Source organism: Litchfieldia stipae, from assembly GCF_014837155.1.
Taxonomy (GTDB): domain Bacteria; phylum Bacillota; class Bacilli; order Bacillales; family Bacillaceae_L; genus Litchfieldia.
In genome coordinates this window covers 74,492-88,215 of the sequence record NZ_JACYHA010000011.1, presented here as the reverse complement: position 1 = coordinate 88,215, position 13,724 = coordinate 74,492, and the positions used below count along the sequence as shown (strand labels likewise).

The 13,724-nt window shown below is 33.1% G+C and carries 14 protein-coding genes; 3 read left to right on the top strand and 11 right to left on the bottom strand.

Annotated features, from left to right (window positions below):
* Positions 1-427: 427 nt before the first annotated feature.
* The 3 genes from F7888_RS13845 to F7888_RS13835 all read right to left on the bottom strand — a co-directional run bounded on the left by F7888_RS13845 (position 428) and on the right by F7888_RS13835 (position 1,284).
* Complete coding sequence (locus F7888_RS13845; RefSeq protein ID WP_191780325.1) at positions 428-613, bottom strand: Sec23/Sec24 zinc finger-containing protein; 186 nt, start codon at positions 611-613, stop codon at positions 428-430.
* Positions 606-854 (bottom strand): hypothetical protein, encoded by a 249-nt coding sequence (locus F7888_RS13840; protein WP_010026693.1) that lies wholly within the window; start codon positions 852-854, stop codon positions 606-608. The genes F7888_RS13845 and F7888_RS13840 overlap by 8 nt, the downstream gene beginning before the upstream one ends.
* A 211-nt stretch (positions 855-1,065) precedes the next feature.
* The gene (locus tag F7888_RS13835; protein WP_191780323.1) at positions 1,066-1,284 is read right to left on the bottom strand and encodes a hypothetical protein; all 219 of its coding nucleotides are present in this window, start codon (positions 1,282-1,284) and stop codon (positions 1,066-1,068) included.
* Positions 1,285-1,798: 514 nt separating this feature from the next.
* Here F7888_RS13835 and F7888_RS13830 point away from each other — a divergent pair.
* A complete protein-coding gene (locus tag F7888_RS13830; protein ID WP_191780321.1) occupies positions 1,799-2,446 on the top strand; it encodes a helix-turn-helix domain-containing protein in 648 nt (215 codons plus the stop codon).
* A gap of 359 nt (positions 2,447-2,805) precedes the next feature.
* Here the strand turns inward: F7888_RS13830 and F7888_RS13825 are convergent, their stop codons facing one another.
* The 4 genes from F7888_RS13825 to F7888_RS13810 all read right to left on the bottom strand — a co-directional run bounded on the left by F7888_RS13825 (position 2,806) and on the right by F7888_RS13810 (position 4,977).
* Positions 2,806-3,327 (bottom strand): hypothetical protein, encoded by a 522-nt coding sequence (locus F7888_RS13825; protein WP_191780319.1) that lies wholly within the window; start codon positions 3,325-3,327, stop codon positions 2,806-2,808.
* Positions 3,328-3,908: 581 nt separating this feature from the next.
* Entirely contained in the window at positions 3,909-4,337 is a 429-nt protein-coding gene (locus F7888_RS13820; RefSeq protein ID WP_191780317.1) for a hypothetical protein, read from the bottom strand.
* Between the two features lie 22 nt (positions 4,338-4,359).
* Positions 4,360-4,668: a hypothetical protein gene (locus F7888_RS13815; RefSeq protein WP_191780315.1), complete on the bottom strand. Its 309-nt coding sequence runs from the start codon at positions 4,666-4,668 to the stop codon at positions 4,360-4,362.
* Between the two features lie 18 nt (positions 4,669-4,686).
* Complete coding sequence (locus tag F7888_RS13810; RefSeq protein ID WP_191780313.1) at positions 4,687-4,977, bottom strand: hypothetical protein; 291 nt, start codon at positions 4,975-4,977, stop codon at positions 4,687-4,689.
* Positions 4,978-5,100: 123 nt separating this feature from the next.
* Here F7888_RS13810 and F7888_RS13805 point away from each other — a divergent pair, with 123 nt between their 5' ends.
* Both F7888_RS13805 and F7888_RS13800 read left to right on the top strand, forming a co-directional pair.
* A complete protein-coding gene (locus F7888_RS13805) occupies positions 5,101-5,463 on the top strand; it encodes a helix-turn-helix domain-containing protein (RefSeq protein WP_191780311.1) in 363 nt (120 codons plus the stop codon).
* Positions 5,464-5,484: 21 nt separating this feature from the next.
* Entirely contained in the window at positions 5,485-5,745 is a 261-nt protein-coding gene (locus F7888_RS13800) for a hypothetical protein (RefSeq protein ID WP_191780308.1), read from the top strand.
* Between the two features lie 100 nt (positions 5,746-5,845).
* On the opposite strand, the gene F7888_RS13795 is transcribed toward F7888_RS13800, so the two are convergent.
* From F7888_RS13795 to F7888_RS13780, 4 genes are all read right to left on the bottom strand, one after another.
* Positions 5,846-8,026: a Z1 domain-containing protein gene (locus F7888_RS13795; protein ID WP_191780307.1), complete on the bottom strand. Its 2,181-nt coding sequence runs from the start codon at positions 8,024-8,026 to the stop codon at positions 5,846-5,848.
* Positions 8,027-8,092: 66 nt separating this feature from the next.
* A complete protein-coding gene (locus F7888_RS13790) occupies positions 8,093-11,047 on the bottom strand; it encodes a type III restriction-modification system endonuclease (RefSeq protein ID WP_191780305.1) in 2,955 nt (984 codons plus the stop codon).
* Between the two features lie 3 nt (positions 11,048-11,050).
* Positions 11,051-12,940, bottom strand: coding sequence for a site-specific DNA-methyltransferase (locus tag F7888_RS13785; RefSeq protein ID WP_191780303.1), 1,890 nt, complete (start codon positions 12,938-12,940; stop codon positions 11,051-11,053).
* Positions 12,941-12,943: 3 nt separating this feature from the next.
* On the bottom strand, positions 12,944-13,699 hold the full coding sequence (locus F7888_RS13780; RefSeq protein WP_318246293.1) for a DUF4391 domain-containing protein: 756 nt from the start codon (positions 13,697-13,699) through the stop codon (positions 12,944-12,946).
* Positions 13,700-13,724 lie beyond the last annotated feature (25 nt).

The following is a 13,724-nucleotide window of genomic DNA, read 5'->3' as shown; positions in this document are numbered from 1 at the left end:
CCAATAGAAAAACGTCAACGATTTAGAAGTAAAAAGCATAAATCCTCAATATTTACACCGAGAATTTATGCTTTTGGTCTTCCGCAATCACGGATTGTGGAATATCATTTTCTAATGAATAGTATCGTTGTAATGCGCAGCAAAACAAATTAGTAAAATCTTTCGAAATAATCTAAAACAAATTCCACGGCTGTTGCAGACTAGTGGGACTGTTGGTCCTTATTTGTATTGCATTAAAGACAACATAACTCAAATATTTTTATCTATTTATAATACAATTTCCCTTAACAGCATACTCTAAGTTTTCTTTCATCACGAAAGTAATAACAACTTCTCGACCAAAGTTCACTGAACAGTCCGTAAGTTTATCGGTGCAATTAGTCAAATTCATGAACTTATGGCAACCTATGTTTCTCTACAATTATGATTAATAATTATTGCCACTTCTGTAATCTTCTTCGGATTCATACACATTAGATGCTGAGATGCTATTTTTATGACCACATTCTGTACATTTCCAAATATACTTATGATCATCAAACCCTGACTGACTATTTAAATATGCATTGCAACGATCACAATGCCAATCAACATCAGGAAATCTTTCACCCATAGTTTTTTCCCCCTCTATTTTCTTTCTGTTTGTTTTGGAATTCAATATATCGTTTAAGTGTGAGGCGGTAATGAGAGTCTTCTGGATACTCCCTATCAACAGATGCTATCAAAGAAGGAGTCAGTTCCGTTTCTCCATTATATAAACCTTTGTTAAGGATCCCGTTCCACCGACTAATATAATCTTTTACAGATTTGTCCCCCAAATGATAATTCTTTCTAAGAAAATCACCAAATTCCATACCATATCCCTCTCTACTATTTTCTAATATATTTATTCCCTACCTCTTCTTCTTTTCCTTTTCAAAAGGAGCAGAAAAATCATTAATGAAGAACTTTAAAGCACAGTATGTGTCAAATAAGAAATACGACCACCCTAAAAGGGATCGTCTCTTGATGTCCAATCTATTACCATTATACTTGCACTGCATAGCAAAGGTGTCAATTATATTTTTATGCTGCGTGTTTTGTTACTTCCTTTAATACTTTAGTTGCTACTTCCTTTGTTGCTTCTGGATTTCTAGTCATTATGTACGTAATTCCTCCAGCAAGTCCTAGTAAAGTTACACCTGCAAACACTGAAACAATAATTGCTGGCTTATTACCAAATCTAACAGTTTTGTTATCATGGTTATATTCTGCATAATCTTTTTCATTTTTGTTATTTTCCATTTTATTCATCACCCTTAGCTATTTGATTTAGTATTTCTTGCAATTTGCTTTGAATCCAAAATTGCTTTATTTACTGCTCCAACAACGTGGATGATTGTCATAGTTGCAAATAGAGATATAATTACTACTGGATTATTTCTTTTTCAATTTATTGACTATTTTTTCATCCCACGATAAAACTGACCATGTGCATCTACAGAACCCACCCTCTCCATTATCTTTTTTCCTCACATGACCCCAACTTGCTTACCTAGTTCCATTAAGGCCAATTGCCTTTTTCGCCATCGAGGAAGCCCTTATTTTTCAATACCAAATATACTTCTTTGACTATCATTAAAGTATTTACCACCTTTAGTCTGTTTTATATCAATACATTACTTTGTGGAAAAAAGTTCCCTTTCCCGTTTTTCTACTGTTTCTTTGGCTTTTCTAACATAATAATAGCGCGTAGTTTTAGGTTGTTCAAGACTTACTAATGGTATATAATCCAGCTAGATTGGAGGTTATCTATAACATGAATGACTTATCAAAAGAAAAGGCAACGTACTGGAAAATTAGATTAAAGGAGTGTATGGATGCAGGCAGATATACTCAAGCATCCTTTGCTGAAGCCTTAAACAATAAATATGGAACTAGTTATGGCCAAAAAGATGTTAGCCGTTGGATGAATACAGGAGCCAAAATTAAAAATGGAGAAGTTGGATTTCCAAAATTCGATACTATACTTCTAATTGCAGATTTCTTTAGTGTAGATGTTGGATATCTCATTGGTGAAACTGATGAGATTTCATTTTCGGTGGAGAAGGCATGTTCTTATATGGGCTTGAATGGCGAAGCGATAAAAGCCATAAGAGAAGTGACACACCCTGAAAATGAAGCATCCTATATGAGGAAACATATGAGAGAGTCTTTTAACAAGTTTCTTTCAGCAGAGGGCTTTCCTAATTTTTTTGATAGGCTACATGATCTTCACCTTACATCTATATTACCAAATCGAGAGAATCACGGATTCGACACCCAAGATAGTGAAATTGAATACATCCGTGGTTTAGAGTACAAAGGGAAAATTGCACGATATGAATTGAATGAAGCTCTGGTACTACTAATTAATGAATTATACCCTAACCAGCCACAAGTAGTTGTGAGCATAAAAAGTGAATAATATAACTTATAATAGATTATTCAAAGGTTTGCACCACAACAAAATACCAAGATAGCGCCTATAGGATGGACTATGCTGACATTTAATGAATCATGCAGAAGACTGAACTTATTGAAGGTCAATCAAACATTTTCGATTCTTAAACTTTGTTTTATATCTTTTATCAAAAGACGGATTGCAGCGGTAAGCAGTCTGTCATTCTTTCGTGCATTCTTTGTCATTCGGTGGTAAAAACTATGACAAGGGTGGTACATTTCAATGGCCGTAATCAATAGAAAGTAAAGATTCATTGTTTTATGTATAAATAAAGGTGCAATATACAAATCCGCATCCAACTTGTACATTACACCTTATTTAAATTATTTTTCATCAGAACGGATTTCTTTGCCTTTATTGGCGGTTTTGCCCTCTATGGGTACATTATAAAAATGTAATCCTCGCTCCAATAATAAGTTTATTAGAACATTAATTTTCATCGAATTCTTTTTACTAACACCCTTGATTGTATCGTATATTTCTTCAGTTAACGTGAATGTTTTCTTCGCAAGCAACTCTTGATTATTCATATTAATATAATCTTTAAATAATTCGTACTTGGAATCCTTCGTTTCGGCATTATCTACCTTAGCAACTGATTGTTTATGTCTATCAACAAATGCTCTATCTACTCCTAAAACTTTAACAGTTTTGGTAATGTCCCTATCTAATGATTTTTCTTCATCTGATCCATAATAGTTCCATTTTTTATTCACATCGTCAAGCTCAATTGCAGCATTCCTTAATTTATTTTTAAACACCGTCAAACTCATTCCCAATTCTTTTGCCAAATCCCCTTCACTTTTACCGTTATTTAATGCAAATAATATATCTTTTATAAGCATAATATAATCCTCCTAAACTCTTTTAAATATTTTAAACGGCATTTAATCATATTTTAATAGCGTACTAGGAAGATTTTTATCAAATTCAACTTAGGTATTATTAGGTTACAAATAGGAATTTATTTTGATTCCTATCCAAGTTCTTTCAAAGTCTGAATAAAGTATTTTTTATTTGAAGAATTAGCGTATTTACGAGATGCCTTTTCTTTTCAGTTTCATAGGGATAATTGGGTACACGTAGATATACCCAATTATCCCTATGAACGACTCCATACACCTGATGCTAATTAAACCCTTGATACAACTGCATTTTCTCACGTCAAAAATGACCCTTTCTCGCCGACTAATACCCCTTTTAAAGCCCAAAGTTACACATATTTAAACGTCATTTGTGATATATAACTTTGTCCCTGAAAATTTATATTTGGACCTTCTAAATTTCATAATAGTAATCTAATTGCTCTCTTCTCAAAGATTCATTTCTCACAATACGTTTTTCACAGAGCAGTGAAAAACTCAAGCTTTGTCACCAAAAGCAAAAAAACGCCTGCATTCAACGGATGCAAAGCGTTTCCTTATTATTATTCTGATTGAAACTTCTCGATAATTTTCACTACTTCTTTTGGCGGCATGTTTAGTTTTGAGGATATTTCAATAACTGATTGTCCAGCTATGAATAACTTTATAACACCAACTATATTACTTTGATAGTTTATAAGAAACATCTCTAGACCAGATGAATGTGATGTTCTCGTTGAAGATGGAGAAGGGGTTGGATTAAATAAATCCTCCCCCGCAAAATACAGATAATCCTTATCTTGTCTTAAAAATCTTACATACAAAGATTGACCAATTTTCAAAGTATATTTGTCTTCAACCAGATTACAGAACGGAATAAACCCTAGCTGACTTTTGCTAGTTTTCACTTCTACCCCATCTTCCAAGATTTTATTTATCCGAACTTTCGTAGTTTGATATAGATCAAATTCAGAGTCTCCTAAAATAGACAAATACATCAATCCCTTCAAAGTTTTATTCTATAATTTGAAAAGTATGCGATTTAATATTTGCTTTATTATAAATACGTTTTACTTTATCATTCCCATCTTTTCTACTTTCTTCTAGTGCTTTTAACTGTGCAGGATCTGCTTTACCGAAGTTTTCCAGATTTGCACCGATCAAAAGTACCTTATAACCCTTCGCTTCAATAAAAGCCTGCAGTTCTTCAAATAATTCATTTGTTAAATTCTCGTGAGCATCATTTTTCATTAGCGCTTCTTCACTTTTTTCTTCTACTGCGGTTACAATGTCGAAAACCAATCTCCCTTGATATAAATACATGTCGCTACCTCCTGATGACTATTTTTTCGGGGTTAGTATTGTATCCATAAAAAATGTTAGTGCGTCATTAAACGCAACGCGGTATGTGTGTTTGTTTTGATGATGTGTTTGATTAAAAATAGCTGTTTGAAAATCTTCGAATAAAGCTTCCCTTTCTTCCGGGCCAAAATCACCAATTTTAGCTGCCAATTTTTGTTCAAATTCATGAAAAATTGTTTCAGTCATAATTGTGTATTCTTCACTCTTATAAATGTCCGCTAAGCGTGATTCAATTAGATTACTATAAGCATTATAAAAACCGTCAACCATTTTTCCACCTCATTTTATTCGTTATAATTATATATCCTATTAAAGAATAACACGAAAGAGATTGATTGTAAAACAAGAAAAATGTAGTATGAAAATGAAAACAACAGACGGAGAGATTAATATATGAACTTACTACAAGTTGGAAGGCTAATTAGAAAGTTGCGAAAGGATCATTCTTATACAATGGTTGACTTTGCAAGAATCGTAAATATATCCCAACCATCCCTCTCAAGAATCGAGAGCGGAAATCAAGAGGTTACTTTTACACAGCTAGAAAAAATATGCGATGAGTTCGGTATTTCTTTGAGTGATTTTTTTCAAAGAGTAGAAGAGAAAAGTGTATTATTAGCTATTGAAGAAGATGAGAAAAAGGGGATAGATATTGAAGAAGAACTAGATGATGAATTAAATAAAATGATCTCAGCTCTTTCCACAGAACAAAAAAAGGGATTATATACACTATTGCTGCCGTATATGAAAGAGTAACCAGTTAGGAGGTGAAGTCCGATGAAACTTTTAATGTGTGCCAATTGCATGGACGTTTTTAATCTAAAATTGGAAGAAAAAACATGCACTTGTGGGAAAACTTGCGGAAAATATTTGGATGAACTACAGGCGGTCTTTACAGGTCCTGCTATTCCACTAGGTTTTGCAAATTCTTCATTAATAAAAGCAGTAAACAACCAACCCCTCGAAGGACAAGGAGAGTCTTTTACTGCTTTTGTTATTCCTAAGAAATGTGATACTTTTGTGAAAGTAGATAAGTAGCTCTCTATCTGTTGAACTCATTTCAGAAGGCACTAGAAAACCTATACTCACTATTACCTTAGCTTCGATATAGATTTAAAAGATTCTAGATACTAAACTATTAGTCATTTGATTTACTTGAAAATATAATTGTTTTTGTATTCTCAGGAGTCACTAGAACAGGCCACCAGAACGCAGTACCTCTCCATTTATTTTCTCCTTCTTCCCCATTTTGACGAGTAAGAATTAATGCTGGTATATCATGAGCAACTTTTCTCGCTACCTTTAGCTCCCCCTTCTCTCCTTTAGAACTTACAGGGGAATCTTCATATCTGCCGTCTTCACGGATACGTCCTATATTTCTGTCTTTCCTAACAATACACCAAACATGTCCAGCATGATTGCTATCAGTATTTAAGGCTAAATATTCCATACTCGAAATAAAGGAAACTTCATCCCACGATTCACCAGCTGTATCATCATGAGTGCTTTTTATGAAATTTATGATTTTAGTTGCTTTTTCCAAATCAAGTAAAAACGGCTCTTCACTACCTCCACTTTCTTCGGCAATTATTTGATCAATTTGAGCCACTACTCCTGAAATATAAGTTTTGTAACCCGTTTGGAATCCTATTGGCAGCAATCGTTTAAATGGTTTTAACGTTGTTGTTTTTGATAGCAACAGTTTATTAGGTGAACACGGTATAATTTGATTTTTTGCATCCTTTTGTATAAATACAACACCGTTATCGTGGCTTCCTTTTTCGAATGCTTCCCGAAGTGCTGAATCAAATTCTTGCATCTTTTGCATGACTTCATAGATTCTTAACGTCGTATAAAATCTTGTAACCGCTAAATCCTCAATTGGTCGGTAACCAAACATACGTGAATGTTGTAAGACCGTATCCTGTTGGAATTTGTTCGGATTTCGCCCATAGTAAAATCCAATCAAGTTTCCAATTGTGATTCCTCTATCAAGGATTTGCCCTCCAATAAATATATTTAGCGGTGTACGCAATTTTAACTGACCTGTTTCATCTAATAGTTGACTAACATCCTTTTCTGAATTTACTTTCGTTATCATTAAATAGTCTTTCTGTAATGCCTTTGTGACTTCATATTTCACTTCTTCGAATGAAGGCATATAACAATCCAGTAATGTAATAGATTCCTCAAAGTTTTTATATGACGCTAAAACTAAATCACCTAAAAGAACTGGATCTGTATCTACAGATGCTCTTAATAATTCCTTTATTTCGTTTACAATCGTTTCTTGCCATTCATGCGCAGCCTTTCCCTGTTCCGTATGGACAATAAAACTATATTTCTTTAATCGCTCACCTTTCTTTTGTTCTTGTAATCTTCTAATTACTCCACCTACAACAAAATTCACAATCGCACTACGGAGGGACATGATTTTATGACTTGTTAATGCCTCCTCGATTTTAAATTTACGTCGATCCGATTTTTTCAAAACTATCAGTTCATCTTCTATAATCGGCTGGTAAATATGTGAAGCAATGGAGTCTTCATCTTCACTTTCTTCAAAATAATAGTCTCCACCAATATATCCTTGATGAACAGGAACAAGTTCTGTAAATGCAGGTCTAATTGGGGTAAAAGTTTTAGTCGATCCTTCAATATTCAAGTTATCTGGTTGAAGATACAAAGAGTAAGGAGTAGCTGTTACTTGAAGGAAATCACATTCAGATAAATTTTTCCGAATTTCATCAATTTGACCAGCAATAACATTAATTTCAATGATTTCTTGTTTGGTCTTCGAAAAGCCAATACTAGCAAAATCGGCTTCATCATCAATGATTAAAACCTTTTTCTCAGATAAAGAAGGATATTGTTCAAATAAGGCATTGAATAAGCGCTTTAAATTGTTTGTTTCTTTTTTAACGACTAGTAATAGCTTTTGATCCAATTCCCATTGACTTAAATTATCTGGCAAATTCATAATGTCATGAATTTGAATCTCATCGTTTCGATAAAACTCATCAAATTCGCACTTTAATCGTTCATATGTTTGCTGTGCTAAAGCTCTAGTTCCTTTAGTTAGTACAATCGCAGCGTCATACCCATTATCAAATGATAAAGCGGTAATTCCGATAAATGTTCTTGTTTTACCACTTTGAATCTTTCCGAGTAGCATTCCCGGTTTATTTAAACTAGTATCCGTATCTAATAGATTGATTACCGTATTTTCTATACAGTGCTTTGTTTTTTCATCATATTGATTTTTCTTTGATAAGCCACTGTAAAAGTAACCCATAGTATTTAATACTTTTGTTTCCATTCCCTAATATCCCCTTCCAAAAAAAGGATAATAGCGATTACTAACCACTATTATCCTTTTAGTTAATTACTTTGATATGGCCCTTAATAAGAAGTCACTAACATCGTTTTCTGGTCCTTCAAAAGCAACTTCTGCATTAATAGCCTCAAAATGTTTTCGGGCAAATGCAATTTTTGATTGTTCTTCTGGACGTAGGAATCCTTCGATATCTGTCCCTTTTGTTTCGATTACGAAATAGAGCTTTTCAACACCGTCTTTATTAATCACTGCTGCCCAGTCAGGATTGTAACTGCCTACAGGTGTGTCGATTTTAAACCAATTCGGAAGCTTCACATACACTTTGACATTCTCATCTGATTCAAATCGTTTTGCAAAGCTTTCTTCAATATCAGAATCATATAAAACATGATCGTACGGGGATTTCGTACTTTCAATCGCATTATCATTTAAATAAGCTAGCAATTCTTGGTATTGGAATAGTTCCACAGCATAAAATTCTTCGTCCATTTTATAATATTTAATGCCATCTTGAAGAATGAATTTCATTTCTCGTAAGATGATTTTTGATACTTCATCAATGAATTTTTGTGGATTGTTTTTAAAGTCATCTAAACGTTTGCTACCTGCTAAGATGCGAACAATTGTTTTACGAGTTAAATTTGTACGATTTTGCAATTCTGTGATGACATCAGGCAAAGTATGTTGTAAAGATACGTAATCCTCTACCCCTTCTTTCAAAGTGACAGATTCCAAGCCTGTTAAGCGATCCATTGAAGCGATTGCATCTTTCCGACTAATTACTCGTACCTTTTCAATTTTCTTCATTTTTTGAATGCTATCAATTGCTTTTTTAATTAACTCTTCGCTATCGAACTGAATGGAGTAAACAGTTTTATATTTAATCTTGTCCCAAAGTTCTATAAATTCTTGACTATCAATAATGGCCTTATTTAGTTTTACTTTTTTCTTTTTCGTTCCGTCTTTGATAGGCAAACGATCTGTAATCCGTTTTAGCTCTATCATAATTGCTTTATTCCACGGTTCAAATTCTTCTGGAATATCAACATCATAGCTTTCGATTGCTTCTTTTAAAACAGATGTAGCCTTATCTTTCTCATTGATATAGCCTTTTTCTTTAAAGTCTTCATATAGCTTCTTCGATAAATCGTAACCTAGTTGAACAGGATCTTCAGTTTCTTTATCTACATAAGCTAAATTCGCAAATGTATGCTTTTCTATTTTTCCGAACGTAATACCTGATTCTTTTTCAATTTCATTTTGTAAATTCGTTACAAAGTCTTCGTAGGATTCATTTGCCATAACCGTTAACGTATTGACGTTGTAATCAGATTCACGTTCACCTCTTTGGTTAACAGCAAGACGTAATCCTCGTCCAATCTCCTGTCTACGACTGACATATGTTCCACCAGAATCTTTTAACGTACAAATTTGGAATACATTTGGATTATCCCAGCCTTCACGTAAAGCAGAGTGAGAAAATATAAATCGAAGTGGTTCATTAAAACTTAATAATTTCTCTTTATCTTTCATGATTAAGCTGTAAATATCTGTATCTGCTTGTGTATTTCCTTTTGTATCTTTTAATTTACCTTTTTTATCTTGAGCAAAATAACCATTATGGATATTTTCTACATCGATATCAACATCGATTTCTTTAAATAAAGTATTATATTTTGGTTTTTGTATCAGTTTTTTATATTCTTCTTCAAACATTAATGCATATTTCCCTTTAATCGGGTTACCATCTTTATCGTACTCTCGATAATTGGCTACTTTATCAATGAAAAATAGACTTAACACTTTAATCCCCCGTGGATTTAGGCGTAGTTCTTTATCTAAATGTTCTTCTATCGTTTGATGGATTTGATATCGCTTAATGGTATCATCATCGAAATCTCCAATGGCCTCACCAAGTCTTAATAAGTAACCACCAACTTCAATGGATTCATTTCCTTCTGTCCAATCGATTTGTTCAATCATATGGTTTCGATATAATTCACGTTCTCCCGATATATCGAATAAATCATCCCCGTACTTTACAGTTTTGGCAGCACGTTTCACTTTGCCTTTAGTTTCGACATCTAGTTCTACTTTTGCTTTTCTTTCTTTCACTTCTAACAATTTAATATACGGCTGATTAAAGGATGCTTCCGAACGAATGGACATTACTTCAATTTTTTTTACCAATTTTTCGTTATAGGCATCCACCGCATCAAGGCGATAAATCATATTATATTTATCTACATGTGTCGCTGAATAACGTAATGTACATAAAGGTTTTAATGAAGAAATGGCTTCTTTTGATTTATCCGTTGTATCAACGCTTTGTGGCTCGTCAATAATGACAATCGGGTTCGTTTGTTGAATGAATTCAATTGGTTTATAGCCATTTAAACGGTCATTCGGGCGGTGAATGACATTTGCCTTATCTTCCTTTTCAGGATCTTCAAAGCTTTTGCGGAATGCATCGATGTTGATAATCATCACTTGAATCGTCGTTGCTGTCGCAAAGCTGCGAACACGATCCAATTTGTCAGAATCGTAAATAAAATATTCTAATGTTTGATTTTCATATAAGCCTTTTAGATGCTGTTCCGTAATTTGTAGTGATTTATAGACCCCTTCACGAATCGCAACCGATGGTACTACAATAACAAATTTCGTAAACCCATACTTTTGATGTAATTCATAAATAGACCGCAAATAAACATACGTTTTCCCTGTACCTGTTTCCATTTCAACTGTGAAGTTCATACCAAATAATGATTCACTTGGAGGTAAACCGTTGTGAAGTTGAACTTCTTGTACATTTTTTAATATTTCATCCTCATTCAAATCTAAAAAGTTCCCTATACCTAGAGACGTTTGAATCATCCCTGCACTTTCACCAAATGACACCGTAAAATTAGATTGACGAATAGGTTGTCCTTGAAAAACATTCACAACAGAATCAATTGCTTGGAGTTGGTAAGTTAAATCAGATTGAAATTGCAGCTTCATTTCTTACACACTCCTAACAACAGTAATTCCGTTTTTCTTCAATGTTTGGATGGCATTTGTTTTTACCGAGTCATCTCGGAAACCAGTTTCTTTAAAAATTACCTTTGAATCAAAATCTTCTGGTTTTAATTTAATTAACTCATGAACAACCTCTAAATCAATTTCATCTTCAAGACATAAAAGAACCGCTCCAAAACCAACATTGTAAACGACTTTGCTATTCACATTCACTTCTTCGATAGGTGTTGTTAATGGAATACCAATTTTTAATAAGACCTCAAACAATAAATCTTCTTTTGAACGATCTGCTTTAATATTATTTTGTAAATCAAACAAATCCTGTTCAAGATTTTCACTATTAGGATCCCATAATTTCACATTAGAAGAATCCAATTTAAACACTTTGAATCCAATATCCAAATCCGATTTTCCAGTTTCCGCTACAATTTTATTGCCTGCAAGGCGGATGCGTTCTTTCCCTATATCACAGATGTTTCTGTATCCTGCTTTATAAGCTTCTGTTTCTTCATCAATTAATTCTGGTAACTGAATCAAAATGAATTTACGATTACCACCATCAACTGCATTTAATTGCATTATTGCATGAGCAGATGTTGCAGAACCTGAGAAAAAGTCAAGGATAATATCATCTTCTTTTGTAGATATTTCTGAAACTCTACGTATAGTACCAATTGGTTTTGGACGGGGGAAAATGTCTTTATTAAAACCTAAATCTATAAATTGTTCCGTTCCTCTTTCACTATTAACATCCTTAAAATTCCAGACTGTCGTAGGCTTCACTTTTAAATCATCAGATAAATAATCTTTCTCATTAACAGTCCATTTCTGCTTTTTTAACATATAGTATGGTTCCAGATTTGCAATTCTTTCTTTTGCAGTTTCTATACCAACTCTCCATCTTCCATAACTCCCATCGTCCTTAGTTGGAAAAATTTTTATACAGCCTTGTGGGACTTCTTCTTCATAAGTAGGGTAGAATTCTCCTGTATTTTCATTATATATAAAGTAATAAAACATCTTTGGTCTATCTTCACGTCTGTCACTGTCACCTGTTTTTCTTAAATCAATAGTTCGATATTTTTTTCCATATTGATCAACCTTATTGTATCTTTTTAAAATGTTGTCTTCGGGTTCAAATCCTCCAATAAATGCATCGTATTTTTTATATACAACTATATATTCATGAGCGGTAGCAAAGTATTTATCATCGGAGCGCCCTTTTGGATTATTTATATTTGCTATGCAACCTAGAAAACTATTTTCACCAAAGATTTCATTGCATATTTTCTTTAAGTTTTCAACTTCGTTATCATCTATGCTTATAAAAATGAGTCCATCATCTTTTAATAAATTTTTTGCTAATTTTAGACGAGGGTATATCATATTAAGCCAATCCGTATGATATCTACCACTCGTCTCAGAATTTGCTCTTGAGTCCTGTTGAGTTCTTTCTTTATAATTCTTAATATTATCTCGAAAATCATCCTTATAAACAAAATCCTTACCCGTATTATATGGAGGATCAATATATATCATCTTTATTTTCCCAAAATAAGATTTTTGAAGTAGCTTTAGTACTTCTAAGTTATCCCCTTCAATATAAAGATTTTCCGTTTCGTCCCAGTTTTTACTAGATACCTTATCTGGTCGCAATGTCCCAGTAGAAGGTGTTTGAGCAAGTTTTAAGCTTCTTGCTTTACCATGCCAAGTGAATTCATATCTTTCTTTATTGGTTTCAATTTCTTCACCTAATACAAGTTTTAATTTGTCAAAATTAATTTTTCCTTCCGTTACTACTTCAGGAAATAATTGTTTCAGTGCATTGATGTTTTCTTTTGTAAGATCCAGTGTTTTCCCATCAAGCTTTTCCATTGATCATTCTCCTTTACTTACATTATTTTTTAGATTTTCCATATCCCTTGTTAATTCTTGAACCTTTATATTCAACTCCACTTTTTTATTGAATTGTGTTTCTTTTTTAATCGCTGTTTTTATACGTGCTATCGATTGTTCCGTCTCTTGAATTTGATGAATAAGTGATTTTTGCTCTTCTCTTTCTTCATCTTCTTTAATAATTTTAAAGGCCCCGATTGTATCTGTATTTTGAAAAGCCTCCACTGCCATATCAATGTCTTTATAGAATTCATAAAAATTGATAAAACTTAAATGGATTAATTGTAATGATTGAAGAAAGGGAGTAACCACTGAATTGCTCATTTCTCCATCTATCCAATTTGTTTGATGAATTGTTCCTAAAACGACATTCGTTTTATTCACTTTATTTAGCCTTTTCATACACGTACTTAGAAGGATTTTATTTTGTAATGAAAAAGTAATGACGACAGGATGTGGCAATGCTCTATGAATAACCTCTTCCAATACCCTAATATCTGTTTCAGTTATACCGTCTTTTAAATGAGCAGTAACAATCATGACCCCTTCATAGTGATACTCTTCGTTTATAAATGCTTGAATATTAATAGTGGTGGGAGTTAACAAATAGGTTAATTCCATTCGTTCGATGTATTTTGTAATGGCTGTTTTTTCTTTCTTATTAATATCCGCAAAATCATAAAACATCTTTTTATCCAGTTTTTTATTTAAGGAAGTTAATCTACTTTCTAATCCAATGTTTTTATAAAACTTTTTCGCTTCT

Excerpts from the sequence above, each read along its gene's own strand:
- F7888_RS13835 (WP_191780323.1), bottom strand. The coding sequence starts at position 1,284 with ATGGAAAATAACAAAAATGAAAAAGATTATGCAGAATATAACCATGAT.
- F7888_RS13805 (WP_191780311.1), top strand. The coding sequence starts at position 5,101 with ATGAACTTACTACAAGTTGGAAGGCTAATTAGAAAGTTGCGAAAGGAT.
- F7888_RS13790 (WP_191780305.1), bottom strand. The coding sequence starts at position 11,047 with ATGAAGCTGCAATTTCAATCTGATTTAACTTACCAACTCCAAGCAATT.
- F7888_RS13795 (WP_191780307.1), bottom strand. The coding sequence starts at position 8,026 with ATGGAAACAAAAGTATTAAATACTATGGGTTACTTTTACAGTGGCTTA.
- F7888_RS13840 (WP_010026693.1), bottom strand. The coding sequence starts at position 854 with ATGGAATTTGGTGATTTTCTTAGAAAGAATTATCATTTGGGGGACAAA.
- F7888_RS13800 (WP_191780308.1), top strand. The coding sequence starts at position 5,485 with ATGAAACTTTTAATGTGTGCCAATTGCATGGACGTTTTTAATCTAAAA.
- F7888_RS13845 (WP_191780325.1), bottom strand. The coding sequence starts at position 613 with ATGGGTGAAAGATTTCCTGATGTTGATTGGCATTGTGATCGTTGCAAT.
- F7888_RS13830 (WP_191780321.1), top strand. The coding sequence starts at position 1,799 with ATGAATGACTTATCAAAAGAAAAGGCAACGTACTGGAAAATTAGATTA.
- F7888_RS13815 (WP_191780315.1), bottom strand. The coding sequence starts at position 4,668 with ATGTATTTATATCAAGGGAGATTGGTTTTCGACATTGTAACCGCAGTA.
- F7888_RS13810 (WP_191780313.1), bottom strand. The coding sequence starts at position 4,977 with ATGGTTGACGGTTTTTATAATGCTTATAGTAATCTAATTGAATCACGC.
- F7888_RS13825 (WP_191780319.1), bottom strand. The coding sequence starts at position 3,327 with ATGCTTATAAAAGATATATTATTTGCATTAAATAACGGTAAAAGTGAA.
- F7888_RS13785 (WP_191780303.1), bottom strand. The coding sequence starts at position 12,940 with ATGGAAAAGCTTGATGGGAAAACACTGGATCTTACAAAAGAAAACATC.